The 25,864-nt window shown below is 46.8% G+C and carries 26 protein-coding genes and 1 tRNA gene; 17 read left to right on the plus strand and 10 right to left on the minus strand.

Annotated elements, in window-relative coordinates; translation table 11 throughout:
* Positions 1-57: 57 nt before the first annotated feature.
* The 7 genes from hpsP to larB all read left to right on the plus strand — a co-directional run bounded on the left by hpsP (position 58) and on the right by larB (position 6,710).
* Positions 58-1,224, plus strand: a complete 1,167-nt coding sequence (gene hpsP, locus PMG71_RS17515) for a hormogonium polysaccharide biosynthesis glycosyltransferase HpsP (RefSeq protein WP_283755002.1) — start codon at positions 58-60, stop codon at positions 1,222-1,224.
* A 78-nt stretch (positions 1,225-1,302) separates the two neighbouring features.
* Entirely contained in the window at positions 1,303-2,175 is an 873-nt protein-coding gene (locus PMG71_RS17520; RefSeq protein WP_347179323.1) for an FkbM family methyltransferase, read from the plus strand.
* Between the two features lie 295 nt (positions 2,176-2,470).
* Entirely contained in the window at positions 2,471-2,623 is a 153-nt protein-coding gene (locus PMG71_RS17525; protein ID WP_283755004.1) for a hypothetical protein, read from the plus strand.
* Between the two features lie 286 nt (positions 2,624-2,909).
* Positions 2,910-3,506, plus strand: coding sequence for a Tll0287-like domain-containing protein (locus PMG71_RS17530; RefSeq protein ID WP_283755005.1), 597 nt, complete (start codon positions 2,910-2,912; stop codon positions 3,504-3,506).
* A complete protein-coding gene (locus PMG71_RS17535; protein WP_283755006.1) occupies positions 3,503-4,021 on the plus strand; it encodes a DUF3122 domain-containing protein in 519 nt (172 codons plus the stop codon). The genes PMG71_RS17530 and PMG71_RS17535 overlap by 4 nt, the downstream gene beginning before the upstream one ends.
* A gap of 132 nt (positions 4,022-4,153) precedes the next feature.
* Positions 4,154-5,920: an ABC transporter substrate-binding protein gene (locus PMG71_RS17540; protein WP_283755007.1), complete on the plus strand. Its 1,767-nt coding sequence runs from the start codon at positions 4,154-4,156 to the stop codon at positions 5,918-5,920.
* 10 nt (positions 5,921-5,930) lie between these two features.
* Complete coding sequence (gene larB / locus PMG71_RS17545) at positions 5,931-6,710, plus strand: nickel pincer cofactor biosynthesis protein LarB (RefSeq protein WP_347179324.1); 780 nt, start codon at positions 5,931-5,933, stop codon at positions 6,708-6,710.
* Positions 6,711-6,738: 28 nt separating this feature from the next.
* Here larB and mrdA read toward each other — a convergent pair whose 3' ends face one another.
* A complete protein-coding gene (gene mrdA, locus PMG71_RS17550; RefSeq protein WP_283755009.1) occupies positions 6,739-8,532 on the minus strand; it encodes a penicillin-binding protein 2 in 1,794 nt (597 codons plus the stop codon).
* Between the two features lie 344 nt (positions 8,533-8,876).
* Between mrdA and ffh the strand changes: the two genes are divergently transcribed.
* The 6 genes from ffh to PMG71_RS17580 all read left to right on the plus strand — a co-directional run bounded on the left by ffh (position 8,877) and on the right by PMG71_RS17580 (position 14,129).
* Entirely contained in the window at positions 8,877-10,325 is a 1,449-nt protein-coding gene (gene ffh, locus PMG71_RS17555) for a signal recognition particle protein (RefSeq protein WP_283755010.1), read from the plus strand.
* Between the two features lie 107 nt (positions 10,326-10,432).
* Complete coding sequence (locus PMG71_RS17560; protein ID WP_283755011.1) at positions 10,433-11,689, plus strand: AAA family ATPase; 1,257 nt, start codon at positions 10,433-10,435, stop codon at positions 11,687-11,689.
* Positions 11,690-11,691: 2 nt separating this feature from the next.
* Entirely contained in the window at positions 11,692-12,318 is a 627-nt protein-coding gene (locus PMG71_RS17565) for an RloB family protein (protein WP_283755012.1), read from the plus strand.
* A gap of 138 nt (positions 12,319-12,456) precedes the next feature.
* Entirely contained in the window at positions 12,457-12,720 is a 264-nt protein-coding gene (rpsP, locus tag PMG71_RS17570; RefSeq protein WP_283755013.1) for a 30S ribosomal protein S16, read from the plus strand.
* 4 nt (positions 12,721-12,724) lie between these two features.
* On the plus strand, positions 12,725-13,123 hold the full coding sequence (locus tag PMG71_RS17575) for a KH domain-containing protein (RefSeq protein WP_283755014.1): 399 nt from the start codon (positions 12,725-12,727) through the stop codon (positions 13,121-13,123).
* 40 nt (positions 13,124-13,163) lie between these two features.
* Complete coding sequence (locus PMG71_RS17580; RefSeq protein ID WP_283755015.1) at positions 13,164-14,129, plus strand: PhoH family protein; 966 nt, start codon at positions 13,164-13,166, stop codon at positions 14,127-14,129.
* A gap of 663 nt (positions 14,130-14,792) precedes the next feature.
* Here PMG71_RS17580 and PMG71_RS17585 read toward each other — a convergent pair.
* The 3 genes from PMG71_RS17585 to PMG71_RS17595 form a co-directional block, all read right to left on the minus strand.
* Positions 14,793-14,866 (minus strand) — tRNA-Asp (locus PMG71_RS17585).
* A gap of 125 nt (positions 14,867-14,991) precedes the next feature.
* A complete protein-coding gene (sipA, locus tag PMG71_RS17590; protein WP_283755016.1) occupies positions 14,992-15,216 on the minus strand; it encodes a regulatory protein SipA in 225 nt (74 codons plus the stop codon).
* A complete protein-coding gene (locus PMG71_RS17595) occupies positions 15,213-16,184 on the minus strand; it encodes a sirohydrochlorin chelatase (protein ID WP_283755017.1) in 972 nt (323 codons plus the stop codon). Before PMG71_RS17595 ends, sipA begins: the two co-directional genes overlap by 4 nt.
* Positions 16,185-16,569: 385 nt before the next feature.
* Between PMG71_RS17595 and PMG71_RS17600 the strand changes: the two genes are divergently transcribed.
* Positions 16,570-17,961, plus strand: a complete 1,392-nt coding sequence (locus PMG71_RS17600; RefSeq protein ID WP_283755018.1) for a BCD family MFS transporter — start codon at positions 16,570-16,572, stop codon at positions 17,959-17,961.
* Positions 17,962-18,104: 143 nt separating this feature from the next.
* Here the strand turns inward: PMG71_RS17600 and PMG71_RS17605 are convergent, their stop codons facing one another.
* Positions 18,105-18,230, minus strand: a complete 126-nt coding sequence (locus tag PMG71_RS17605; protein WP_283755019.1) for a hypothetical protein — start codon at positions 18,228-18,230, stop codon at positions 18,105-18,107.
* 182 nt (positions 18,231-18,412) lie between these two features.
* Here PMG71_RS17605 and pruA point away from each other — a divergent pair, with 182 nt between their 5' ends.
* The gene (gene pruA, locus PMG71_RS17610; protein WP_283755020.1) at positions 18,413-21,400 is read left to right on the plus strand and encodes an L-glutamate gamma-semialdehyde dehydrogenase; all 2,988 of its coding nucleotides are present in this window, start codon (positions 18,413-18,415) and stop codon (positions 21,398-21,400) included.
* Between the two features lie 268 nt (positions 21,401-21,668).
* On the opposite strand, the gene PMG71_RS17615 is transcribed toward pruA, so the two are convergent.
* The 5 genes from PMG71_RS17615 to PMG71_RS17635 all read right to left on the minus strand — a co-directional run bounded on the left by PMG71_RS17615 (position 21,669) and on the right by PMG71_RS17635 (position 24,399).
* Positions 21,669-21,812: a DUF3368 domain-containing protein gene (locus PMG71_RS17615; protein WP_283755021.1), complete on the minus strand. Its 144-nt coding sequence runs from the start codon at positions 21,810-21,812 to the stop codon at positions 21,669-21,671.
* Between the two features lie 12 nt (positions 21,813-21,824).
* Positions 21,825-22,043, minus strand: coding sequence for a UPF0175 family protein (locus PMG71_RS17620; RefSeq protein ID WP_283755022.1), 219 nt, complete (start codon positions 22,041-22,043; stop codon positions 21,825-21,827).
* A gap of 97 nt (positions 22,044-22,140) precedes the next feature.
* The gene (locus tag PMG71_RS17625; RefSeq protein WP_283755023.1) at positions 22,141-23,562 is read right to left on the minus strand and encodes a slr1306 family protein; all 1,422 of its coding nucleotides are present in this window, start codon (positions 23,560-23,562) and stop codon (positions 22,141-22,143) included.
* Positions 23,563-23,707: 145 nt separating this feature from the next.
* A complete protein-coding gene (locus tag PMG71_RS17630; RefSeq protein WP_283755024.1) occupies positions 23,708-24,175 on the minus strand; it encodes a PIN domain-containing protein in 468 nt (155 codons plus the stop codon).
* Positions 24,172-24,399: a hypothetical protein gene (locus tag PMG71_RS17635; RefSeq protein WP_283755025.1), complete on the minus strand. Its 228-nt coding sequence runs from the start codon at positions 24,397-24,399 to the stop codon at positions 24,172-24,174. The genes PMG71_RS17630 and PMG71_RS17635 overlap by 4 nt, the downstream gene beginning before the upstream one ends.
* 315 nt (positions 24,400-24,714) lie before the next feature.
* Here PMG71_RS17635 and PMG71_RS17640 point away from each other — a divergent pair, with 315 nt between their 5' ends.
* The gene (locus PMG71_RS17640; RefSeq protein ID WP_283755026.1) at positions 24,715-25,185 is read left to right on the plus strand and encodes an endonuclease V; all 471 of its coding nucleotides are present in this window, start codon (positions 24,715-24,717) and stop codon (positions 25,183-25,185) included.
* Positions 25,186-25,257: 72 nt separating this feature from the next.
* On the plus strand, positions 25,258-25,857 hold the full coding sequence (locus PMG71_RS17645) for a hypothetical protein (RefSeq protein WP_283755027.1): 600 nt from the start codon (positions 25,258-25,260) through the stop codon (positions 25,855-25,857).
* Positions 25,858-25,864 lie beyond the last annotated feature (7 nt).

The raw sequence follows: 25,864 nt of genomic DNA on the forward strand, positions 1-25,864 counted from the left end.
TGGGGGATGAGGGGAGATTTTGTACATATGCTATAAATTTCTATACTCTTAACTATAATGCGCGTTTTACAAATTGTTCCTTCGATTTCTCTGGTCTATGGTGGCCCCAGTCAGATGGTCAAAGGGTTGTCTGCGGCCTTGAGTGATGCGGGTATTGAAGTAACTATTCTAACTACAGATTCCAATGGCGATACGGGAGAAGCGCCTTTAGATGTGCCTCTAGACCGCCCTGTGGAAGAAAATGGTTATCACATTCGTTACTTTCGCTGCTCTCCCTTCCGACGCTACAAGTTTTCCCTAGATTTATTAAACTGGCTGTCTGAACATGCCTCAGAGTATGATATTGCCCATATTCATGCCCTGTTTTCTCCCGTCAGTTCGGCGGCAGCTACTATTGCCCGACGGAAAAAAATCCCCTATCTGATGCGTCCTTTGGGCACTTTAGATCCAGCAGATTTACGCAAAAAACGACAGCTTAAACGCCTCTATACGGCGCTGTGGGAAAAGCCTAATATTGCTGGAGCAGCCGCCATCCATTTTACCAGCAGCATTGAAGCGAAAATTTCCGATCGCTTCGGAACCGATACCCCTAGCGTAGTGGTTCCCTTGGGTGTACAACTGCCCCAACTGCCAGAACCGGGAAAAGCCAGAGCCAACCTGAACATCCCCCCAGATAAACCCCTGATTCTCTATATGTCGAGAATTGACCCGAAAAAGGGCTTAGATTTGCTCCTTCCTGCCCTGGAAACCCTGGTAAATGAAAAATTTGAGTTTGAATTCATTTTAGCGGGCGGAAATCCTCAAAATACCGCCTATGTGGAGCAAATTAAACAGCAAATCCAATCCTCGCCTTTAGCCCCTTGTACCCAGTTTCCAGGGTTTGTCACGGGTGAGGAGAAAGCAGCACTGTTGCGGGACGCGGATCTGTTTGTGTTGCCTTCCTACTATGAGAATTTTGGCATTGCGGTAGCCGAAGCGATCGCCTCTGGAACTGCTGTCGTCATCTCCACAGGGGTTTATATTTGGGAAGATATTCAAAGATCGGCGGCTGGCTGGGTGTGTGGTTGTGATGTCAATTCTTTAACGGATAGTTTACGACTGGCTCTGAGCGATCGCCAAGAACGACTGAAACGGGGAGCAGCAGGCGCAGACTATGCGAAAACTCACTATAGCTGGCCGGCGATCGCTCAACAAATGATCGGTGTTTATCAAGAATTTCTTTAAAATCAGTCTTCATACAATCATGTAGCCTGGAGATAGAATATAATAGAATATAAAGAGTTTATTCGTTAATTGGCAGAGATCGTGATACTCTCAAATTTTTCTAGAAAACTTAACTATTTCTCTAGGGCTGCTAAAGAAATAGGTTATGGAAAATTTTTATACCGCTATGGATTGCGTGGATTCCATAAGATAATCAAAGTCAATCAGAAAATGGTTTTATTCAATAATGTACCCATGATCTTGCCTTTTGGCAGTCAGTTTGGTACAGAGCTTTTTCTGAAAAAAGAGAAACTAGATTGGGGATCGGAAGCTGTATTAACTCGATTTTTAGATAAAGAGAAGAGCTTTATTGATATCGGGGCAAATATTGGATACTATACCTTGCTGGCGGCTCCATTATCCCGTGAGGTTTATGCATTTGAACCCGATCCAAGAGTTATTAAAACTTTAGAAGAAAACATTTCACAATTTCAAAATTGTCACATTATTAGAGAGGCACTTTATTCTGAAGCTGGCACGATGGAAATTTCTTTGAACTCTATGCCTGAACTGAACTCACTAGTCAGGACAGACAATGAAGGGAAAAAGATGATCGTTAAAGTTAACACGTTAGATAACTTGATGTCAGAATATCCATCTTTAAAAGTTTCAGGTATTAAGACAGATGCTGAAGGGGCGGATTTTGAAATTTTATTAGGTGGAAAAAATTTGCTGATCCGAGATCAACCCTTAGTTTTATCAGAGGCTTACCCCAATAAAAATCTACTCAACTTTATCGAATCAATTGGATTTACCTGTTATGCTTTTGCTAAACCTAAAAATCAAGAGGTTTATCCGTCAAATGCCAAATTTATTAAAATTGAAAAACAACCTAATAATTACCGCATTAAAATGATTTTCATCGTCCCTGCTAGACTAGCAACAGAGTTTCAAACCTTAGCATGTGTCTAATACAGCACTTTCCACAAAGCATTCGGCGTTTACGAACACTTCACCCCATAATCCACTTAAAATACTGTCCTGGTTTTCCCACACTCTGCTCCATCAGCTCCCTATAGTACAAACATCAGGTTAGAGACAGAACCGAGATCACCGATCTCCAGGAGATCCATCACATCGCATCTCCACTTGCGCTCACCGTCATCTAGGACATCTCTAGAGCATCCTAGAACTAGAGGCTAAACCATCCAGATGCAAGCCCTAACCTGTCGTATGCTTTTGTATTTCCTGCCGAGGAACTCAAACCATGAAAGTCCGATGGAAAACCTTAATCCCCAGGATAACCCTCTGGTTAGCCCTAGAAATCGTTCTCAGTTGCTTAGGACTCGATCATCTCGCCGATTACAGCGAGTATGTCTTGGAAAAGAAAACCGTCACCCTATTGGTAATGGGTAATTAAGTAATAAGTCATCAGTCATCAGTCATATCAAATCCGGTTAAACAGTTGTCATTGCGATCGCAGCGAAGCATTCGCGCTTCTCGCAAGCTTCGCTTTCATGTTCGCGAAGCGGAAACGCCAAGATTCGGGGATTGTGCGATTGCTTCATTCCACTGCGTTCCATTCGCAATGACATACTGTAACTGATTCTTCGGATTTGATATAAGCGATCTCCGCGTCCCCAATCCTAGACTTTCTGCAACCGATCCATTACTATACAACTAAGCAATAATTTTCGAGCTTAGTCATGAAACCGATCAAACTCCTCGCCATGGGCGCTCTGGTAGTCTGTCTAACCGTCCTCAGCCTCTGCGCTCCCCAGACAGCCCTCGCCAATCCCAATCCCAGTCAACTCTCCCATGCCATCGAAGAAATTGAAAACCTAGATGCCATGCGCTCTGGGTTAGCCTCAACCCTCAAAGATAAGACCGAAACCATCACCCCGGAAACCTTCAAACAAGTCTGTAAACCCGTAGGCATGAAAGCCCAAAAACTGAGCCAAGAAAATGGATGGCAAGTCAAACAAATGGCCACCAAATACCGTAACCCCGCTCATACTCCAGACACCCCAGAAGCAGAAGCCGCCCTTGCACTGCTCGATAGCCATCCAGAACTAATGGGATTCTGGCAAGATGAAACCCTCAATGGTGAATCCGGACGGCGCTACTATCGCCGCATTAACGTAGAAGCCACCTGTTTAGGCTGTCATGGAGCAAAAGCAGCACGACCAGAATTTGTCAAACAAAACTATCCCCAAGATTTAGCCTATGACTTTAAGGTAGGGGATCTTCGCGGCATGTACGCTGTCTTTATTCCCGATGATGTTGCTTCTGAATCCAAATGAAAGCACTTAAACCCCACCGAGGAAGACGCTGGCTAGTGGCTCTTTTAGCCGCTCTGCTCTTCCTCCTTCCTTCTACGCTCCTGGTTTCCCAACCCGCATCGGCCCTCATTCGCCAACAAGTGGAAGCACCGGGACAAACTCTCTATCAATCTCGCCATAGCTTGCGAGATGGGAGGGGCAAAACCTGGCAAGTGATTCTGTTTAAGCGGATCAAAGTGGGAGAATTAGCCAATGTTCAGTTACGTTTAGTGGGATTTCCCAATGAAACCGTATTTCAACATCCCGCTTCTCTAACGCTAAAAGATAGTCAGGGTAACCGGTTGAGTGCTTCTGATGTTTTTGCAGATCAGGCTCCTGCCCCCAATGTGGGACAGTATGAGTTAACGGATATCCTAGAGTCAGTTTCGGCTTCGGGTTCCCTAGAGTTGTCTTTGCCGGTGGAAGATGGGGAAATACGGATTTCTATTCCTTCGGTGATTATTTTGGAATGGCAGTATTTAGCCCGTGAGTATTAATTTCCCTTTCCACTCACAGAGGTGAAAAATTTTTCGCCCCCATCCCCCCATCCCCCCATCCACCACTCTCTCGCCCAAAGCGCTGTAAGTCTGCTGTACAATCAATAAGCAGCTTCAGACAAACATAGGCTTATGGTGATGGGATATCGTCGATGGATAGGAGTGGTAATGGTGGTGATGGCGATCGCCTTATCTGCCTGTAGTCCGACCCCATTTCGCACCTCTGCGGCCGAAGTACCCCAACTGGTGCAAGCCATTCTCAGCGATCCCAAAACCTTTAACTACGCCCTCAGTCAAGAATCTCCGAATATCTTTGGACTCACCTATGAAGGACTGGTAGAAACCAATGGATTAACTGGGGAAATTGAACCCGGATTAGCCGAATCTTGGCAAATTTCCAATGAAGGTAAGCGTATTGTCTTTACCCTCCGGGAGGGTTTGCAATGGTCAGATGGCTATCCCCTCACGGCTGATGATGTGGTGTTTAGCTACAACGATGTGTATCTTAATGATGCTATTCCCACCTCTGCCCGATTTGTGTTGCTCATTGGAGAAAGTCGCGCTCTACCGACTGTAAGGAAATTAGGCGATCGCCAAGTCGAGTTTGCGATTCCTGAACCCTTTGCCCCGTTTTTACGCAGTACCGGCTTACCCATTTTACCCGCCCATGTCTTAAAAGAAACCATAGACACTAAAGATTCCCAAGGTAATCCCATCTTCCTCTCCACCTGGGGAACAGACACACCTGTGGAAAAAATCGTAGTTAATGGAGCCTATCAACTAGAACGATATAATACAACTCAACGGGTGATTTTCAAGCGAAATCCCTACTATTGGAAAACCAATGAACAGGGCGATCGCCTACCCTATATTGAACAGATTATTTGGCAAATTGTCGAATCCACCGATACCAACTTTCTCCAATTTCGTTCCGGCAGTTTAGATTTAGTCGATGTTTCTCCTGACTATTTTTCCCTGCTCAAAAAAGAAGAAAACCGGGGCAAATTTACCATTTATGGCAGAGAACCCACCCTCAGTTCTGTCTTTGTTACCTTTAACTTAAATAAGGCCAGTCGCGATGGCAAGCCATTAGTCGATCCCGTCAAATCCCGATGGTTTAATGAAGTAAAATTTCGCCAGGCGATCGCCTACGCCCTCGACCGACAAACCATGGTCAATAATATCTATCGGGGCTTAGGAGAACCCCAATACTCTAATATTCCCGTGCAAAGTCCCTACTATCTCTCACCAGAAGAAGGCTTAAAAATCTATGACTTTAATCAAGAAAAAGCAAAATCCCTCTTACAAGAAGCCGGTTTTCAGTATAACAGCCAGGGACAATTAGAAGACGATCTCGGTAATCCCGTTCGTTTTACCCTTCTCACCAATGCAGGCAATAAAATTCGAGAAGCATTAGGAGTACAAATCAAACAAGATTTAAGCAAAATTGGCATTCAAGTCGATTTCCAACCCATCGCCTTTAGTACCCTCGTCGATAAACTCGGTAATACCCTAGATTGGGATGCCCACATCATCGGCTTTGGAGGAGGTGGGGTAGAACCCAATAATAGCGCCAATGTCTGGTCTTTGGAGGGTTCCTTGCATAGTTTTAACCAACAACCCCAAGCCGGACAACCCCCCATCGACGGTTGGAGACCTGACCCTTGGGAGCAGAAAATTGCCGATCTCTACATTAAAGGAGCGCAAGAATTAGATGAAAAGAAGCGTAAGCAAATTTATGGAGAAGTGCAGCAACTCATTCAGGAAAATTTGCCCTATATTTATTTGGTGAATCAACTCTCAATGACGGCCGTTCGCGATCGCATTCAACCCATTCAATATTCTGCCCTGGGTGGGGCACTCTGGAATCTCGATCAACTCAAGATTGTTGATGAGTAATGAGTCATAAATAATGAATACAGAAGAACTACACAGCCTTTTAGAAGCAGTAGCCGGGGGGAAAATGACTCCGGAATCTGCTCTCAATAAACTCAAATACTTTGATTTTGAACCCCTTTCTGCAAGTGCAGAAGAAGATCAGTTTGCTCGTATTGACCATCATCGTGCCCTGAGAACCGGTTTCCCAGAGGTCATATGGGGGCCGGGAAAAACTCCCGATCAAATCGCCCAGATTATGAATACCCTACGTCAGAACAACCCAGTGGTGATGGCCACTCGCATTGAACCCGATGTGTATCAAGAATTAGACGATCGCATACCCCATCTAATCTACTATCCCATGGCTCGGATTTGTGCGATCGGTACTCCCCAAATTCATCACCCCGGTATCATCGGTATCCTCTCCGCCGGAACCGCCGATTTAGCCGTTGCCGAAGAAGCCGCCATGACTGCCGAACTCTCCGGCTTTCGCGTTCAACGGCTGTGGGATGTCGGTGTCGCCGGTATCCATCGCCTCCTCAGCAATCGTGCTGTTTTAGACCAAGCCCATGTCTTAATTGTCGTCGCTGGCATGGAAGGCGCTCTACCCAGTGTCGTCGCCGGTTTAGTCGCATCTCCTGTCATTGCCGTACCCACCAGCATCGGTTACGGAGCCAGTTTCAACGGGTTAGCCCCCCTACTCACCATGCTCAACTCCTGTGCCGCAGGCATCGGAGTCGTCAATATAGATAATGGATTTGGAGCCGCCATTTTAGCCGGCCAAATCCTCAGAACAGCTCAACGGTTATAGGGTATTCGCTCTTAATTTTCGCTCTTAATTACTCTGCCTGACGCTGTTTCTTTAACTGAAAATAAGCCTCCATCACTTGACGCACTTTAGGAGCAGCAAACTTACCGCCACCCCCTCCGGAGTTTTCCCCAAAGGCCACAATCACCACTTCTGGATTATCTAAAGGAGCATATCCCCCATACCAAGCATGGGATAAACGGGGGGGATCTTCAGCCGTTCCCGTCTTCCCCGCATTAATCGGTAAAGACAGGCTATTCATTACCCCTCCCGTTCCCGCACTCACCACTTGACGCAGGCCATCTTGCAAGATTTGAACAGTAATGGGACTTAGACCTAAAGACTCTCGCCAAATACGATCATCTCCATCTTGTTTGACTAAGTGAGGTTTCACTAAATCTCCTCCATTAGCCACTACTGCAAACATGACGGCGACTTGTAGAGGAGAAGACAATAAAAATCCTTGGCCAATGGACATATTCACCGTATCGCCTACAAACCACTCATAACCGATATTTTCTCGCTTCCAAGCATCATCAGCGACTAAACCGGCTGCTTCTTCCTGCTCTAATTCAATCCCGGTTTTGCGCCCAAATCCAAATCTTCTTGTCCAGTCAATTAGGATTTCTCCGCCAATTCCTTGGGCAATTTGATAGAAAAAGGTATCACTACTCCAGGCCATGGCTCCCCTGAAGTCTAACGGCCCAAAACCAGCGCGGTTCCAGTCCCAGAATTTAATCCCGCCAACCTGAACATAGGGAAAGGTTCCCAAAACGGTGTAGGGAGAGAAGATTCCCGATTCAATAGCTGCTGCGGTGGTGACAATCTTGAAGGTAGAAGCCGGGGGAAACCCTTGCAGGGCACGGTTCACAAAGGGATGGTCTCTACCTTGTACTTCTTTCCATTGATCCTCACTAATGCGCCCAGAGAAGATGTTGGGGTCAAATTTGGGATTACTAGCCATGGCTAAGACTTCGCCATTTTGGGGATTCATGGCCACGATCGCCCCTTTATTATCTCCTAGAGCTGCTTCTGCCGCCATTTGCAGGTCTAAATCCAAGGTTAACTGTACATCATCGCCCGCTTGAGCGGCTTTATGATCGAGGATGCGTACCACTTGCCCTTTGCTGTCTACTTCCACTTCTCGACCGCCCCATCCTCCCCGCAGTTCTTCTTCTAGGGCGGCTTCAATGCCCATTTGCCCGACAATATCGCCGAGGCGATAGCCTTCATTTTCTGTTTTCTCTAAGTCTTCTTCGTTAATTTCTCCGGTATAGCCTAAAACATGAGAAGCGACTTCTTTATAAGGATATTCCCGCGCTGCTTCCACATCCACTTCTATCCCTTCGAGTTCCCGACTATATTCGGCTAGGGCTGTCACTTCTTCGGCGGTGAGTCCTCTGGCAATCCGCAAGAGGTAGGGAGAGCTGTATTCTGCTTTATCCAGGCGGTTTTGAATTTCTGATTCGGGAATGTTGAGGATTTCCGAGAGCCGTTTGAGGGTGGTGGGCCATTCGGTTTTACGGCTGGCGAGGGGCCAAAGATAGACGGAGTGAGAAAGGCTACTACCGGCCAGAATCTTGCCATGGCGATCGAGTATTTTACCTCTTCCGGGGTGTTTGGGAATGACGCGAATGCGGTTATTTTTGGCTTCTTGTTCGTAGGTTTTCCCTTGGAGCAGTTGCAAATGTACCAGCCGAGTCCCAATGCCCCCCATCAAGCCGAGGGTAATCAGAAGTAAGAGGACTAATCCTTGGTAGTTACGCCCAGTGGTACGCTCCGTAGTGTGGGTTGTGGGAATGGGACGGGACTTGGTTAAGAGCATAAAGTGTTCAATCTTAAAGGGTTAGAATAGGAAGCACCAAAGGTTTATAGATTAACAGCTTAATCGATGATGGTTAGAACGGTTGAGGAACTTTGAGATCATTCGTGCCTATTGTAAAGCAATTTTACTTAAATTCAAAAGATTTTTTACGGTTTCCTGGATTTATATTGACATATAAGCCAAAATATGGTATTAGAGTTATCTTATCATGAAGAAACTACAAAGAGTCGATTGCGAGGCAACCAAGCCCTCCGCTAAAATGCTCTCAGGTCAGTTAGGGACGCATTGCCTTGCGATGCCCCTCAATTGAATGCTTAACCTGAGTCAATAAGATTATTGAGTATATGTTTGATGCCCTCGCCGATCGCCTAGAGTCTGCCTGGAAAAGCCTCCGGGGACAAGATAAAATTAGTCAGAACAATATTAAGGAAGCCTTGCGGGAAGTCCGTCGCGCTTTGCTCGAAGCCGATGTAAATCTGCAAGTGGTGAAGAATTTTATTGCGGAGGTCGAGTCCAAGGCTCAAGGGGCCGAAGTGGTGAGCGGGGTACGCCCAGATCAGCAGTTCATCAAGATTGTTTATGATGAGCTGGTGGCGGTGATGGGGGGCGAGAATGAACCCCTAGCGAACGCGGAAAAGGCTCCGACAGTGGTGTTGATGGCGGGGTTGCAAGGAACGGGGAAAACCACCGCATCGGCGAAGTTGGCCCTATATTTGCGGAAACAGGAACGCTCTTGTCAGTTGGTGGCAACGGATGTCTATCGTCCGGCGGCGATCGATCAGTTGATGACGTTGGGTAAACAAATTGATGTGCCGGTGTTTGAGCTGGGATCGGATGTCAATCCGGTAGAGATTGCCCGGCAAGGGGTAGAGAAGGCCAAGGCGGAAGGAATCGATACGGTCATTATTGATACGGCGGGTCGGCTGCAAATTGATGCCGATATGATGACCGAGTTGGCAGACATTAAAGCGGCCGTGAATCCCCAAGAGACGCTGTTGGTGGTGGATGCGATGATGGGTCAGGAGGCGGCGAATCTGACCCATACCTTCCATGAACAGATTGGGATTACCGGGGCGATCTTAACCAAGATGGATGGGGATAGTCGCGGGGGTGCAGCCCTGTCCGTGCGGCGAATTTCCGGCAAACCGATTAAGTTTATCGGCGTTGGGGAGAAGGTAGAGGCTCTGCAACCGTTTTATCCGGAGCGCATGGCTTCTCGGATTTTGGGGATGGGCGATGTGCTGACTCTGGTGGAGAAGGCTCAGGAAGAGGTGGATTTGGCCGATGCGGCCAAGATGCAGGAGAAGATTCTTTCGGCCCAGTTTGATTTTACTGATTTCCTCAAGCAGACCCGGCTGATGAAAAGTATGGGGTCTCTGGGGGGTCTGATGAAGATGATCCCAGGGATGGGCAAGTTGAATGCGGATCAGTTGGAGCAGGGTGAGTTGCAGTTGAAGCGATCGGAGGCGATGATTGGTTCAATGACCACCGAGGAGCGCAAGAATCCGGATTTGTTGTCGAGTTCTCCAAGTCGTCGGCGGCGCATTGCCAAGGGGTCTGGCCATTCGGAGAAGGATGTGAGTAAGCTGGTGAGTGATTTCCAAAAGATGCGATCGATGATGCAGCAGATGGGCCAGGGCCAGTTTCCGGGTTTACCAGGGGCATTCCCTGGAGGAGGCGGTGGCCCTGGGATGTTCGGGGGAGGACGGCCTCCGGCTCCGGGTTGGCAAGGCTATGGTGGAGCGCCCAAGAAGAAGAAGAAAAAGAAAAAGAAGGGGTTTGGCAATTTGTAGGTTGGGTTGAACAGCAGTGAAACCCAACCAAGCGTCTGACTTTGTTGGGTTTTCCGCAAAGCGGACATACACGCTTCCTCAACCCATAGGAAATTAATTCAAATTTTATGCTAATCGAGTTTAGCGTTACTAACTATCGCTCAATTAATGAATGTCAAACTTTAAGTCTGGTGGCTTCTGAGGATGTGGATAATTTCCGGGAAAGCCATACCTTTGCTGCGCCCAATTCTAAGGATTTACACTTGCTCAAGAGTACAGCAATTTATGGCCCCAATGCCTCTGGAAAAAGTAATTTAGTTCGCGCTCTGAAAACGCTTCAGAATATTGTCATAAATTCCGCTAGTCGAATGCAAGAGGGAGATGAATTTGATGTTCAGTCTTTTCTCCTGGAATATGAGATCGAACAATCCCCATTTCGTATGGTCTTTCCTAATAGTATTACAGAATTCAAGATTCTTTTCATTCAAAATAGTATTCGCTATGAATATGGAGTTTGTTTATACAAAACTCATGTCATTGAAGAATGGTTAATTGCTTATCCAAAACAACGAGCGCAAACTTGGTTTACTCGCAAACATAATATTGAAAATAAAGACTTGAATCCTAGCGATCGCGGCTATGAATGGTCTTTTCCCAGCTTAAAAGGTGAAAAGCAACGGATCAAAGTGTTAGTGCGCCCCAATTCCTTGTTTTTATCCCATGCAGCTCAAAATAATCATCCTCAACTGCTAGAGGTGTTTAATTGGTTCAAGACGAATCTTAATGTAATTACAACGCTAGATTCTAAAAAAAAACATAGAGAGTATACAGCTCATAAATGTATTTCAGATCAAGATTTTAAGAAAAAAATAGTTGACTTATTAAATCAATCTAATAATGAAATTTCTAACATCAGTTTTAAAGATGAAAGAATTAGTTTTGCTTATAAACCCTATAAAAAAGGCACCTCTTCCCGTAATTCTTTTTCACTAAGTTGGTCTATCGATGATGAATCTGATGGAACACAACGATTATTTGAATTGGGGGGAGTATGGATTGAAGCGTTGCAAGAGGGGAAGGTCATCGCGATTGATGAACTCGAAAGGAGTCTGCATCCTACTTTAGCCCGTAGTTTGGTAGAAATGTTCCATAATCCAGAAACAAATCCCCATCATGCTCAGTTGATTTTTACTACCCATGATACCACGCTTTTAGACCAAGATTTGTTTCGCCAAGATCAAATTTGGTTTACGGAAAAAGATCGGCAAAAAACTCATTTATATTCACTCCTAGAATTTCGTCCCCGTGAGGATGAATCTTTGCAAAGAGGGTATTTACTGGGGCGCTATGGTGCGATTCCATTTGTGGGAGGTTTGAAGATTTAATCATGGCGCGTAAAGGCAAATCAGAGAATAATTTAAAACGTAAGAAGGGCGATCGAAAGCCAAAAGATTATTTTCTTATTGTGGTTGAGGGTAAGACAGAAGATCAATATTTTCAATCTTTGAAAGAAGAGCTGCAATTAGTGACGACTAAGATTGAAGTGGTTGCCGCGTCTGGAGGAAAGAGTGGTGATGCCAGAAAAGTGGTGCAAGAAGGGAAGCGGTTGCAAGAGAAGGAAAAACCCGATCGCCTCTATTGCGTGTTTGATGGCGATCGCCTAGAATTTGACGAAGCGTGTAAAATGACCAAGGATGATGAACCGATCTTTTCAATTCCCTGTTTCGATCTGTGGTTTTTACTACATTTCGAGTATACGAGTAGTCCATTGACCAGTGAGCAAGTATGCGACAAAGTGGACAGAATATTTAAAAAGCAGGAGATTCTTAAGCCTAATGAATCTTATGAAAAAGAAAAAGGTAGAGATTATTATACCTGTCTCCGAACAGAACAGGAGAGGGCTATTAAAGGAGCCAAACGGTTAATGAAAGAGCAAGAGGAGAATGACTCGAATAACCCGTTAACCAGGGTTCATCTATTGGTTGAAGAGCTAAAAAAGGTGAACAGGAGGTGAGGGGGATGAACCACAGAGACATGGAGGAACGGAGAGGATTTGTGTTCTAAATTGTTAATTATGGGTATAGCGGTGAAAAAATGGTAAGATTAGGAGTTGAGTGTCTAAAATCGAAAAGCTTAGTGCTGAAGGAAAGCGATGATTAAGTTACGATTGAAACGGTTTGGTAAGAAGCGGGAAGTGAGCTATCGGATTGTGGCGATGCCGAGTACGACTCGTCGAGAAGCTCGTCCTTTGGAAGAGTTGGGATTTTATAATCCGAGAACGGATGAGACTCGTCTTGATGTGCCGGGAATTGTACGGCGCTTGAAACAAGGCGCTCAACCGACTGATACTGTGCGTAACATTCTTGAAAAAGCGAATGTCTTTGAACAACTCAAAGCAACAACTGCGGAAAACTAATGATATGACAACACAATCGACTTCACCCACTCCAGATTATTTGGAGTTGGTGCGGATGCTGATTCATCCGTTTCTAGAGTTTCCAGAGGAGTTGAAGATCGATTGTGAGGTGTCTACGAGTAAACCTCTGGTCTGGATACGGGTGGCGTTTTCGTCGAAGGATAAGGCGAAGGTTTATGGCCGGGGTGGCCGGAATATAGAGGCGATTAAAACGGTGCTGTTAACGGCGGCTCAGGCCGCTGGACAGTCGGTTTATTTGGATGTGTATGGTGGGTTCCATGTGGCGGGCGATCGCCATGAGTCTCATGAACACCATGAGGAGGGTCAAGTCCGAGATCGGAGTAAACCGCGCAAACCCTCGCGACCGGAACCGCGTCGAGTTCAAGGGCCTTATCGCCGATGAGGACTAAAGGACTGGCAATTTGTTGCTTGGGTTGGGGTGGATGATGAGCAGTGAACAGGCAATCATTCAACTGCCGAGTCCCGATAGTGCGATCGCATTATCGGGAGTCCAAGGCGAGAACCTGAAAATCCTCAGTAGACAAACGGGAGCAACTGTGGTACTGAGGGGTCAGGAATTGCTGATTTCGGGCACAGCGAAACAGGTGGAGTTGTGTTCGGCTTTGGTGCGATCGCTCGAAGAGTTCTGGGGTAAGGGTAAGTTGCTCTCTGGTGTGGATGTCCTCACGGCCCGCCATGCTCTGGATACGGGCCGGCAGGACGAACACCAGGATCTGAAGAAAAATGTCCTCGCTCGTACCCGTCGAGGGGAGGAGATTCGGGCGAAAACCTTTGCCCAAAAGCGCTATGTGGAGTCAGTTCGTACCCAGGATTTGACGTTTTGTATTGGCCCAGCCGGAACCGGAAAAACCTATTTGGCGGCGGTGCTGGCAGTTAAAGCGCTGCTAGATAACCAGTATGAGCGCTTGATTTTGACTCGGCCGGCCGTGGAAGCGGGGGAAAAGTTGGGGTTTTTGCCTGGAGATCTGCAACAGAAGGTGAATCCGTTTCTGCGGCCGCTTTATGATGCCCTCTATGAGTTTATTGAACCGGAGAAGATTGGCAATTTGATGGATCGGGGAGTGATTGAGGTGGCTCCGTTGGCCTATATGCGCGGTCGGAGTTTGAATAATTCGTTTATTATTGTCGATGAGGCCCAGAATACGACTCCAGCTCAGATGAAGATGGTGTTGACGCGGCTGGGGTTTGGGTCGCGGATGGTGGTAACCGGGGATGTGACGCAAACGGATTTACCGGGAAATCAGCGATCGGGTTTGGCAGTGGCTGAGAATATTTTAAGGAATGTGGAAGGGGTTGGGTTTTGTAAGTTGACTCAAGCGGATGTAGTGCGTCATCCTTTGGTACAACGAATTGTCACGGCTTATGAACGCTATGAAAAGGCTCTTTAGGTTGGCGGTGCGTTGCGGCTAGGTCAATATTTATCGTGAAAACCGATGATTTATTGATGCCGCAACACACCCTACCGGGGGCGATACCATCATAGGTAGGGTGTGTTATGCGGCCAGAAAATGTCAATGGTTACAAATCAATGATATTTCCGCATAACGCACCGTCTGAATTATTGGTTCAATTCACATATTTATGGATGGTTTTTTTTGGTGGGGGTGGTGCGTTGCGGCAGGTCAATATTTTTCGTGAAAACCGATGATTTATCGATGCCGCAACACACCCTACGGGGGGCGATACCATCATAGGTAGGGTGTGTTATGCGGCCAGAAAATGTCAATGGTTACAAATCAATGATATTTCCGCATAACGCACCGTCTGAATTATTAGGGGTTTGTTGGTGGGCGTAGTGCGTTGCGGCAGGTCAATATTTTTCGTGAAAACCGATAATTTATCGATGCCGCAACACACCCTACCGGGGGCGATACCATCATAGGTAGAGTGTGTTATGCGGCCAGAAAATGTCAATGGTTACAAATCAATGATATTTCCGCATAACGCACCGTCTGAATTATTAGGGATTTTTTGGTGGGGGTGGTGCGTTGCGGCAGGTCAATATTTTTCGTGAAAACCGATGATTTATCGATAGTCTTGCGTGAGTTGTACGGGACTGACGGGGCTCGAACCCGCAACTTCCGCCGTGACAGGGCGGTGCTCTAACCAATTGAACTACAGTCCCTTGTGTAAGCCAATATCCATAGTTACATGATTTTTGGGGTTTGTCAAGGGTTTGGGGAATTTTTTTTGGGAATAGGGGAATGGGGGAATAGGGGAATGAGCAATCTTCCCATCCCCCGCTCCCTGTCAGGTGACGACTTCGATGTATTGGCTATCCATCAAAAATGCGCCTCCAGGAAAGCGAACGCCCCAATATCCTCCGGGACGACAGTCGAGAATTGTGCCTTGTTCACCGAGTTGAATGACATCGGGTGGACGGAGCATGGGCATGGGTTCTGCGGTTTTGACGTAGGGAGGCATGGCAATGACGCGCACGCGATCGCCGACTTGAAAGGTTTTGTTTTCACTCATGGTACTTGCCAAATCCGTTGATGGTAGGCTTGAGGATCAGCATAGGGATCGACTGGGGGATGATCGTGATCGTGGTGATGATGTCCATGTCCATGATCGTGGGAATGGGAATGATCGCCATCACCGAGGGCAGCTAACCGGAATTTGCATAACTCACAGTTCATCTGTACTTGTCCCAACTGGGTTTCAATTTCGCGATCGCGCACCAACTGCATTAAAAGAGGATCGATACCCATCTCAGATAAGCATACATGGTTAATCTCTGGAAATTCTTCCTGTTGTTGGGCAGTGATATCGGCGATTTTCTTCACCAATACCCCAGTGAATAAGAAATAGGGTAACACGATAATCCGCTTGGGCTGATAGAGTCGGGCGCGGCGAAATCCTTCTTCTAAACGGGGATGGGTAATGCCGATGAAACAGGTTTCGACGGTTTGATACCCGCTTCCTTCCCACACCATGCGAGCTAACTTGTAGACATCTCCATTGGCATCGGGATCGCTCGATCCGCGCCCCACAAACAGGAGTACGGTATCAGCGCGGGGATAGTCGGGGGTATCGAGGGCGGTTAGGCGATCGCGCCACAGATCTAAAATACTGGGAGTAATACCAAAGTGCCGACCATAGTGAAATGTCACTTGCGGATACTCTAAGCGAGCCGCATCTAGGGCATTAGTGACATCAAACTTATTATGGCGGGCAGCAAATAACAAAATCGGCAGGGCGGAAAGGTCGGTATAGCCTTGCTCTACGCAGCGTTTAACCCCCTCTAAAATGCTCGGTTCAGTTAACTCCAAAAAACAAGGAATCACGGGCCGAGAGGGGTCTAGGGCTTCGTAAGCGGCCGCAAAATCGATAAATGCATCTCTCCCTTCGCGATCGCGGCTCCCATGGCCAATCATCAACAACGGGCGGTTGATGGCTAGGGGAGAGAGTTGAATTGAAGACGGTCTAGATTGAAGTTGCATGATCGCTAGTTAAGATTTAAGACCTAAGTAGAGGTGACTTGAAAGGGCTGTGATTAGCTCAAGAATCCCCGCACCTTTAGGTCGGGGAGTGTCAAGATAACCCTATGGCATAGTAGGATAAACTCATAGCATAAGGCTATGCAGGGGTGGGGGATACAGCGCTTGGCGCTGGTGTAGGGGGAGTGAATTACAGGCAAAAGGCAATTGGCACTCATGATTTGAGCCTTTGATAATCTAACTTAGTGGAGCGCACAGTACAGAAATTCTGTATTCTAAGCATAGGAGACTAGCCAAACGTCCCTTGGCGCTCATTGGCATAAGGTTCTAGCGTGTTTGTACCCTATTGAAATTCTTAAGGTTTAAAAGGTCAACCAGGATGATGAAAATGGGTGAGTCTAAATCCCAAATTAATCTATTGACAATGTTCCGCTTGGGACTCTTTCAAATGGGTTTAGGGATTATGTCCCTGCTAACCTTGGGGGTGATTAATCGGGTGATGATTGATGAGCTGAAAGTGCCCGCTTTAATTGCATCTGGGGCGATCGCCGCCCATCAGTTTGTCTCGCCAGCACGGATCTGGTTTGGTCAACTCTCGGACGCAAAACCGATCGCCGGTTACCATCGCACGGGCTATGTTTGGATGGGTACTCTGCTGTTTACCACCACTTCATTTCTTGCCTTGCAAGTGGTTTGGCAACTGGGCAATAGTGCGGCTACTTTGGGATGGACTCCCTTAACCTATGCTTGGGCGGGTTTATTGGCACTGATTTTTGTATTCTATGGATTGGCTTTAAGTGCCAGTTCTACCCCCTTTGCTGCCCTCTTATTTGATGTCTCTGATGAGAGCAATCGCTCTAAATTGGTCAGTATTGTCTGGTCTATGTTAATGGTGGGGATTGTAGTTGGGGCAATTATTAGTAGTAGCTTATTGAAACAGTTGGGCTTAGATTCGCCCCCGGAAGATCTGCAAGCCTCGATTAATCGCCTGTTTATTATTGTGCCCACATTGGTTTGTTTCCTCGCAGTGATGGGAACGTTAGGAATTGAGAAAAAATATTCGCTTTATGGCGATCGCACCAGCGCCACTAACCGAGAAGATCAAATTACCCTCGGTAATGCTCTGAAAATCCTCACTGCTAGTCGCCAAACCGGGATCTTCTTCACCTTTCTCCTCTTCATGAGCATCAGCTTGTTTATGCAAGATCCCGTCTTAGAACCCTATGGGGGCGAAGTCTTCCAGATGCCCATTTCAGAAACTGCACGACTCAATGCTTTTTTTGGCATGGGAACCTTAATTGGGATTGGTTCCACTGGGTTTTTGATTACGCCTAGATTAGGCAAACAGCGCACCTGTTTTAGTGGCTGTGTGGGGACGGCATTTTGTTCTGGATTCCTGTTATTTTCCGGATTTACGGGTAATCCTCAAGCCCTAATGTTAAGCCTGTTTTTGTTTGGATTAAGTTCTGGAGTCTTGACGGCTGGAGCGATCGGATTAATGCTCGATTTAACGGCTGCGGAAACTGCCGGAACGTTTATCGGCGCTTGGGGACTCGCTCAGGCCATGGCGCGAGGAAGCGCCACCGTGTTAGGAGGAGCGGTTTTAGACCTGGGAAAAGCCTTGTTTTCTGAGCCGGTATTGTCCTATGGTTTGGTGTTTGTAGTGCAAGCGGGGGGCTTGATTGCGGCAACCTGGCTCTTGGGTAGGGTGAATATCCGCGAGTTCCAGGAAAACACCAAACAGGCGATCGCCCTAGTCATGGAAGGCGATTTAGAATAAGCTATGACTAAACGAGAAGCGTCTTATTTTAGAAATTTTAAAGTCCAGTAGGGTGGGCAAGGTGTAGTGGGGAGATTGAGATTTACGCCAAGATCCTTGCCCACCTTACCGCTAGAAAACTTGGCTTAGGCGCTTTAGGATGGCTAGAACAAGGAAGGAAGTTTTTCTGACCATTCCGTAAAGAAGTTACTATTTTTAGCCACTTGCAATCCCAAGGTTTGTTTGAGAGTTCCTAGGGTAATCTCTTGTGCAGAAAGGGTTTGAGCCATGGGATATAGCAGTTTAGGATCGGGAATAGGGAATCGGAAAAACGGGGTTTTGCCCGCTCTGGGTTTTGTTTGTGATTCTTAACAAACTTTCAATCATACCGTACTTTCGAGATATATTGGAAAAATACACAAAAAATCAAGATTAATTCTCGATTCACATTCATTCCGAGGGGGAAGAATCTGTGGTAGCACAAGTCGAAAATCCAACCTACGAGAGCCAAACCCTGGCGATCGCCAAGGAACTACTCGCAGCGCAAGGGGAAAAGCGCTCTATCTTTGCCCAGATGCGCGATCAGATGCGTTGGGATGATAAGCTCCTAGACTGGGCGATGAATAACCCAGGGTTGCGGGTGCAATTGTTCCGGTTTATTGATTGTTTGCCTGCTCTGCGCTCTAAGGCGGAAGTGGCGCGGCATTTGCAAGAATATATGACAACGGAAGCAGTAGAATTACCCAGCGCATTAAAGGGGATTCTTAATTTTACCCAAGCTGACTCCATGCCGGGACAAGTGGCTGCAACGACTGTATCCACGGCGGTAGAAACCCTAGCGCGGAAATATATTGCTGGGGAAACCGTACAGCAAGTGTTAAAAACTGTGGAAAATCTCCGTAAGGAGAAGATGGCGTTTACCCTGGATTTACTAGGGGAAGCGGTGATTACGGAAACGGAAGCAAAAGCTTATTTGCAAGGCTATATCGACTTAATCGATCAATTAACGGAAGCGGCGAAACGGTGGAAAACCATCCCCGAAATTGATGAAGCCGATGGGGAACCCTTGCCCAAGGTGCAAGTTTCGGTTAAGCTGACGGCGTTTTATTCCCAGTTCGATCCCCTGGATGCTGAGGGATCTAAGCAACGGGTAATCGAGCGCATCCGTACCCTATTGCGTCATGCGAAAGAAAAGGGAGCGGCTATCCATTTTGATATGGAGCAGTATGTTTATAAAGATATTACGTTTGCCATTCTCAAAGAATTGTTACTCGAAGACGAGTTTAAAACCCGTACCGATATTGGCGTAACTCTGCAAGCTTATCTGAGAGAGTCAGAAGCAGATTTAAAAGATTTAATTGCTTGGGCTAAACAACGGGGAAATCCGATTACCATTCGCTTAGTAAAAGGAGCCTATTGGGATCAGGAAACAATTAAAGCGGTGCAACATGACTGGCCACAACCGGTGTTTGATGATAAGGTGGCCACGGATGCTAACTTTGAGTTGCTGACGCAGTTGTTGTTGGAAAATCATGAGTATCTGAATGCGGCTATTGGCTCCCATAATGTGCGATCGCAAGCCAGAGCTATTGCGATCGCCGAAACTCTGAACATTCCCCGCCGTCGCATTGAATACCAAGTTCTCTACGGAATGGGCGATCGCCTCGCTAAAGCCATGGTAAACCGAGGGTTGCGGGTGCGGATGTATGCTCCCTACGGTAGTCTGCTCCCCGGTATGGCTTACTTGATTCGCCGTTTGCTGGAAAATACCGCTAACAGTTCCTTCTTGCGTCAAAGCCAAGAAAACCGCCCCATTGAAGAACTCATTGGGCCTCCGGTGGTGAAAACAACGGGATCGCGACCCCAGAAAACCACTGCCTTTAAAAATGCAGCAGATACCGACTTTGCCCAAGTGACTAACCGAGAACGGGCGCAATCTGCGTTAAATAAAGTCCGTCCCCAACTGGGTAAAACCATTCTGCCTTACATTAATGGTGAGTTTGTCCAAACCGCAGAGAGTATCAATTCTGTCAATCCCTCTGACCCGACGGAGTTAGTGGCCAAGATTGGTATGGCTTCTGTTGAACAAGCAGAAACCGCCCTGAATGCCGCCAAAGCAGCCTTTCCCGGTTGGAAAGCCACCCCCGCAACAGAGCGAGCGCGGATTCTGCGAAAAGCCGCCGATCTGATGGAACAGCGCCGAGCAGAACTGTCCGTTTGGGTGATGCTGGAAGTGGGGAAAGTGCTGCAACAGGTGGATGCAGAGGTTTCCGAGGCGATCGATTTTTGTCGCTATTATGCCGATGAAATGGAACGGCTCGATCGCGGCCATAATTATGATATTGCTGGGGAAAATAACCGCCTGACGTATCAACCGCGAGGCATTGCCCTGGTGATTTCTCCCTGGAATTTCCCCATCGCCATTACTACGGGGATGACGGTAGCAGCTCTGGTAACGGGGAACTGCGTGATTCTCAAGCCTGCGGAGGTGAGTACGGCGATCGCCGCCCAATTGATGGAAGTGCTGATTGAGGCAGGAATCCCTAAAGGTGTATTTCAATTTTTACCTGCAAAAGGATCGACCGTGGGGGCCCATTTGGTCAAACACAAGGATGTGCATATGATTGCCTTCACTGGTTCCCAGGAAGTTGGCTGTCAAATTTATGCCAATGCTGCCCTACTGCAACCGGGACAGAAGCACATGAAGCGCGTCATTGCTGAGATGGGTGGTAAGAATGCGGTGATTGTGGATGAGAGTTCGGATTTAGACCAAGCCGTGCAAGGGGTCGTCGATTCTGCCTTTGGCTATAGCGGTCAAAAATGTTCCGCTTGTTCGCGGGCGATCGTCCTGGAACCGGTGTATGATGCGTTCTTGGAGCGGTTTGTAGAAGCGACTAAATCCTTGAATGTGGGGCCCGCAGACCATCCTTGTACCAAGGTGGGGCCGGTCGTGGATGAGACCTCCATGAAACGCATTCAGGGCTATATTGCCACCGGAAAACAGGAGGCTAAAGTGGCTCTAGAAATGTTGGCTCCCAATGTTTCTGGCGCGAAAGAGGGCTATTATGTGGGGCCGACGATCTTCCAGGATGTGCCACCGACGGCTACCATTGCCCAAGAAGAGATTTTTGGCCCCGTGGTTGCAGTAATCAAGGCTAAGACGTTCCAGGAAGCGTTGGACATTGCCAATAATACCAATTTTGCCCTCACTGGCGGTCTCTATTCCCGCACTCCCAGCCATATCGACCAAGCGATGGCCGAGTTTGAGGTGGGCAATTTGTATATTAACCGCAATACGACGGGGGCGATCGTTTCTCGGCAACCCTTTGGTGGCTTCAAGCTCTCCGGAGTCGGGTCTAAAGCGGGTGGCCCGGATTACCTGATTCAGTTCCTCGAACCCCGGACTATTACGGAAAACATCCAGCGTCAAGGGTTCGCCCCCATTGAAGGTAACGAGTAGGTTTAGATAGGGGCAAGAAATCCGGTTTCTGATCTGCCAGAGGTGGAAAGAAACCGGATTTCTATTCTCGCTGAAAAACTTGGTTTCTTTGTTTTTTCCAATTATATCAAGTCCGGTTTCCGCAAGCGGACATGAAAATTTGTTAAGAAGCGGGCAAGATGCCCGCACTCCTCGAATGCTTTGATATGACTGGAGTGGGAACATCTTGCTCCCTGGATTTTTAATTAGGGTATTTCCGCTTCGCGGACATGAATAAGCGAACTTGATATTATTCATCAGCGAGTTCAAGGGCTTTATCAATAATTGCATCTGAGATCCTAAAATTAGCTTCTGCTAAGGATTCAAGGATAGGTTTAATAGCAGAGATAATGTTTTTCTGTTTGGCCTGGATAAGCATTCCTACTGTACCCATGACTTTCAGGATTCATAACCGGATCTCTTGCTCTAATTCAACCGCAGGGTAATTTATAACCGGAATACCCATCTTGCCGATCATTTCGATAAAAGTTCCCTTAGAGTAGCCAGCGAGTTTTGCGGCTTGACCGATAGAGACTTTCCCCACTTCAAACAGTTTTGCTGCTAGAAAGAGCTTGGCTTCATCTTCAGAGATAGTAGGAGGGATGTCTATGGTAAATTGAGTCATGAGATTAATTACAGGAAGTACAAGTGAAAAAATACATTTTCACCTATCGTTTACTAAGGACTCGTAATCAGGCTCTGAAAGTTAATTATGAAGAACTTTACGCCTGTTTCAAGCGATTGACTGCGGAAGTGACAAAGGATTGCACAAAAGCGGTGCGCTGGTTTTGTTCAAAGACTTGTTTAATCATTGCGGTCAATTTTTCTAGGTTTAATCCCTGTTCGGGTTGAAAGTCTTGGGTTTGGAAATATTCAATTAAACTTAATCCGGCAATGCGAGTTAAATAGGCAGCGCTGATGCCTTGTACCAGTCCCCCTGCTGTATAGGTGATGGTGTTGGTTTTGAGGATGCTGGTAATGGTTTGGGTGGAGAGTTCGACTAAGCCGAGTTTGACGATTAATTCACCGACAATGCCAGCTACTTTTTGACCTTGTTGGAGGTTAAAAGATTGGTTCGGTTGATAAATTTTGGCTAGGTCTAAAATCAGTTGACCGGTAATTGCGCCAGTGGTTAATAGATCGAGGCTGGGAATGGGGTTAGCAAAGGCAGTGGTAGCGGCGATCCATTGATATTGCTCGATCGCCGGTAGAGCGCGATCGCGGCGTTTTTGGTTCCAGATGGCTTGGATCTGGCTCTGTAAGGCTTCTGCTTGGCGCTGGATAGTGGCTAAAATGGGGGCGCTAGGAGCCGTAGCCACTTGCGCGAGACGGGTTTTCAGGGGTTCAATTTGGGGCGCTGGCTGTTCCATCCATTCGTCTATTGTGCCATCGGGTTGATGTTTGCGGACTTTGATTGCTTGAGGAATAGCGGCAGTTACCACTAAATCTTCTTTCTCTAGTTTACCCGTCATCCGGCTGTTGATTTGTTGGAGAATACTGGGCAATTCTTGGGGTAGATATTGGTCTTTTTTATTCAGAACCAAAATCACGTGATGATGATTATTTTTAAGCTTTTGTAGGGTTTGATATTCAGAATCGGTTAAGTCTCCACTAATGACCAACAAAATTACATCACTGTTGCGGTGTTGTTCTTCAATCTGGCTTTGTAGATCTTCGCTAGGATTGGGCGTAAATAGGGCAGGGGTTTCTACGATCTGCCAATCTGGGGAGAGGAGATTGAACAGGCTACTTTTACCCACATTTTTACCGCCAGTAATGGCAATGCTTAGGGTTTGGCGATTAATTTCGGCTCTGAGTTCATCTAGGCGGTTTTGCCAACTGGAAATATCTATATCTTCGGTGGCTAACTCGGCGTTCGCGAAGCGACTCCAAAGGAGTATCGCCTCTTCAACTTGGGTAAATGTCCGTTCCAGGGTTTCCCGATTGACGGGTTGAGCAGGGGTTTCCACAGGGACAGAGCCAGAGTTTTGCCGCCACCACCAGATCCCACCCCAGGCGATCGCCCCCAGGGTAACCCATTCTCCCCATTCACTCACGGAACTTTGGACATTTGCCCATAACCACAGGATCGCACCTAAGCCTAAGCCACTGACTAACAAAGGACGACGTATGAGTGTTGTCATCGATCTTCTCCACGAAACCTAACCCGATCTCTAGCTTAACTCGATTGGGGGGCGATCGCGTACTATTCGGATAGGGTCGGCAGGGTATGCTTGTAGAATTTGAATGATATCGCTTATCCTCCTGCCCACCTTACAATCGGGGATTTTAAAAGCGAATATTCTGCCAAATTTCAGCTTCAGCAAAACGCTCTAAATGTTTACGATTACTCGTAGCAATCACAACATACTGACCAGGATATTCTTCTTGAAGGAGTTTCCATTGAGCGCATACGATCATATCACAATCAATATTTTTGAGATCGGCAGTTGGTATCCCTTGTTTTCTAGCTTCCGCCCATAATTTAGATGCTTCCTTGAGTACCGGTTGAGTAATCGGTAGAAAATCGATAATTTCTGGTAACCGATCTAGATTCTTTAGTCCATCATTTCTAGATCCAGTTAAACCTGCTAATAATAAACCTCGCCTCACTTCATAATCACAGATATCAGAAGAAACAAGATAAGCCCCTCTAGCCAAAATTTGATACAACCACCGTTTGCATTCTTGGGCTTCGCCTAAATAACTCGGAGATGAAATAAATCCGACAATTCCTGAATCTAAAAAGATGATCATTCTTGATGATATAACTTAAAGCCTGATGGACGCTCTCGATCAATGATGTCCTTTACCGTTTGCCAATATTGTTCTCGGTCATGCACTTCTTCTGGAGTTGGTTCTTCTTCTATCCACTGTTTTAAGAGGGCAAGAGCCGGTTGATTTTTATCTATCTGCTCTTGAAGGGTCTGTCCTTTATGGGGCAAAACGAACCTAGATTTAGGTTTTAATTGTTCGGGCATAAACTTATTTTTGCTGATTGAATCCAAATTTATATCAAGTCCGGATAAAGGGTGAAGAAGCGGGCAAGATGCCCGCACTCCTCTAATCCCTTGATATTGCTGGAGTGGGAGCGTCTCGCTCCCTAAGTTTTTAATCATGGCATTTCCGCTTCGCGGACATGAACAATCGGACTTGATATTACTCGAATTTTAACACGCATCTCCCCACTGACTCACCTCACTCTGGATATGCGGGCGATCGCGTATCCTACACAGCAACAACTGTCTTGGAAGTGCCCTTAGAATAGTAAAGATTATTCTGGGAATCGATAGATTATGAATACTCCAGAAGCGCTCAGTTGGCCAACATCCATAGAGGAAGCTAAATTAATCCAAGAACAAGGGCGCGATCGCGTCATTACCTCGGATCGACTTTCAACAGTCCATTGGGTAGCTGGAGTCGATCTAGGCTTTGAAAATGGGGGCAAAACCACCAGAGCAGCAGTTGCCGTACTGAGTTTTCCAGATTTAAAGCTAGTAGAAACGGCGATCGCCCTTTGTCCGACCATTTTTCCCTATGTTCCCGGTTTTCTCTCCTTTCGTGAAGTGCCCCCCATCCTCAAAGCACTCCGTCAACTCACCACAACCCCTGATTTAATTCTTTGCGATGGTCAAGGATTGGCACATCCTCGTAGATTTGGATTAGCCTGTCATTTGGGGATACTGCTCGATTGTACTCCCCAATACCGTCTCCCCGAAACCACCCGCATTGCCGATCGCTTGGCCTCTAATCGAATTCAGAGTTAAGGTGAAGTACAATAGACCCAGATTCAGAAACCCCCTTCTGAAGCTTGGGTTAGCGCAACTATGTAGAACCTTATGGAAGAAAATAATCAGGCTTTACGCTTACAATTTAATCCTAACCGCTCTTACATCCCCATTTCCTATGAAGAGGCGGATGTAGGCTTATGTACTCCAGAATTTGCCGCCAGTATTGTTGACACCATCAACAAATCCGAAAAACTGCAACAGGAAAACGAAAAGCTCTCTCAACAAAACAAAACCCTCAATAAAGCCCTGAAAATGGCTTGTACCGACTTAGTGAAACAGTTGGGAGGCACTCCCCAACAAGTCAATGAGTTATACAAGCAATATGTCGATCGCTTTAAGCGTCCTGATCATGGCTCGCGGGCGATCATGTTCCTATTGCGCGATCGCCAAGAACAACTCGATATTAGCGATAAAGAGTTCGTCCGCTTTTGTGACTCCTATAAACTTTCCCCCCAAGATCTGCGGGATGTGTATGGAGGTAAAGAAATTAGTGACGAACAAATTGGGGCGATCGCCCGCATCGTCGGTCGGTCTCCCAAAGAACTGATCCAAATTCGGGATGGATTCACGGATAATGAAATCTCCAAACTCGCCAGAATTTTAGGAACCAGTACCGAAGAACTCTCCGAACTTTTTGAAAGTCAATAGGGGATAG

This window comes from Roseofilum acuticapitatum BLCC-M154, assembly GCF_030068475.1.
GTDB lineage: Bacteria > Cyanobacteriota > Cyanobacteriia > Cyanobacteriales > Desertifilaceae > Roseofilum > Roseofilum acuticapitatum.

What these genes read in the sequence shown, in the direction of transcription:
- PMG71_RS17535 (WP_283755006.1), top strand. Translation starts at nt 3,503, where the DNA reads ATGAAAGCACTTAAACCCCACCGAGGAAGACGCTGGCTAGTGGCTCTT.
- PMG71_RS17580 (WP_283755015.1), top strand. Translation starts at nt 13,164, where the DNA reads ATGATGAGCAGTGAACAGGCAATCATTCAACTGCCGAGTCCCGATAGT.
- rpsP (WP_283755013.1), top strand. Translation starts at nt 12,457, where the DNA reads ATGATTAAGTTACGATTGAAACGGTTTGGTAAGAAGCGGGAAGTGAGC.
- PMG71_RS17635 (WP_283755025.1), bottom strand. Translation starts at nt 24,399, where the DNA reads ATGCCCGAACAATTAAAACCTAAATCTAGGTTCGTTTTGCCCCATAAA.
- PMG71_RS17620 (WP_283755022.1), bottom strand. Translation starts at nt 22,043, where the DNA reads ATGACTCAATTTACCATAGACATCCCTCCTACTATCTCTGAAGATGAA.
- PMG71_RS17615 (WP_283755021.1), bottom strand. Translation starts at nt 21,812, where the DNA reads ATGGGTACAGTAGGAATGCTTATCCAGGCCAAACAGAAAAACATTATC.
- PMG71_RS17595 (WP_283755017.1), bottom strand. Translation starts at nt 16,184, where the DNA reads ATGCAACTTCAATCTAGACCGTCTTCAATTCAACTCTCTCCCCTAGCC.
- ffh (WP_283755010.1), top strand. Translation starts at nt 8,877, where the DNA reads ATGTTTGATGCCCTCGCCGATCGCCTAGAGTCTGCCTGGAAAAGCCTC.
- hpsP (WP_283755002.1), top strand. Translation starts at nt 58, where the DNA reads ATGCGCGTTTTACAAATTGTTCCTTCGATTTCTCTGGTCTATGGTGGC.
- PMG71_RS17600 (WP_283755018.1), top strand. Translation starts at nt 16,570, where the DNA reads ATGGGTGAGTCTAAATCCCAAATTAATCTATTGACAATGTTCCGCTTG.
- mrdA (WP_283755009.1), bottom strand. Translation starts at nt 8,532, where the DNA reads ATGCTCTTAACCAAGTCCCGTCCCATTCCCACAACCCACACTACGGAG.
- PMG71_RS17530 (WP_283755005.1), top strand. Translation starts at nt 2,910, where the DNA reads ATGAAACCGATCAAACTCCTCGCCATGGGCGCTCTGGTAGTCTGTCTA.
- PMG71_RS17630 (WP_283755024.1), bottom strand. Translation starts at nt 24,175, where the DNA reads ATGATCATCTTTTTAGATTCAGGAATTGTCGGATTTATTTCATCTCCG.
- PMG71_RS17560 (WP_283755011.1), top strand. Translation starts at nt 10,433, where the DNA reads ATGCTAATCGAGTTTAGCGTTACTAACTATCGCTCAATTAATGAATGT.
- PMG71_RS17625 (WP_283755023.1), bottom strand. Translation starts at nt 23,562, where the DNA reads ATGACAACACTCATACGTCGTCCTTTGTTAGTCAGTGGCTTAGGCTTA.
- PMG71_RS17645 (WP_283755027.1), top strand. Translation starts at nt 25,258, where the DNA reads ATGGAAGAAAATAATCAGGCTTTACGCTTACAATTTAATCCTAACCGC.
- PMG71_RS17565 (WP_283755012.1), top strand. Translation starts at nt 11,692, where the DNA reads ATGGCGCGTAAAGGCAAATCAGAGAATAATTTAAAACGTAAGAAGGGC.
- PMG71_RS17605 (WP_283755019.1), bottom strand. Translation starts at nt 18,230, where the DNA reads ATGGCTCAAACCCTTTCTGCACAAGAGATTACCCTAGGAACTCTCAAA.
- PMG71_RS17540 (WP_283755007.1), top strand. Translation starts at nt 4,154, where the DNA reads ATGGTGATGGGATATCGTCGATGGATAGGAGTGGTAATGGTGGTGATG.
- PMG71_RS17640 (WP_283755026.1), top strand. Translation starts at nt 24,715, where the DNA reads ATGAATACTCCAGAAGCGCTCAGTTGGCCAACATCCATAGAGGAAGCT.
- sipA (WP_283755016.1), bottom strand. Translation starts at nt 15,216, where the DNA reads ATGAGTGAAAACAAAACCTTTCAAGTCGGCGATCGCGTGCGCGTCATT.
- PMG71_RS17575 (WP_283755014.1), top strand. Translation starts at nt 12,725, where the DNA reads ATGACAACACAATCGACTTCACCCACTCCAGATTATTTGGAGTTGGTG.
- PMG71_RS17525 (WP_283755004.1), top strand. Translation starts at nt 2,471, where the DNA reads ATGAAAGTCCGATGGAAAACCTTAATCCCCAGGATAACCCTCTGGTTA.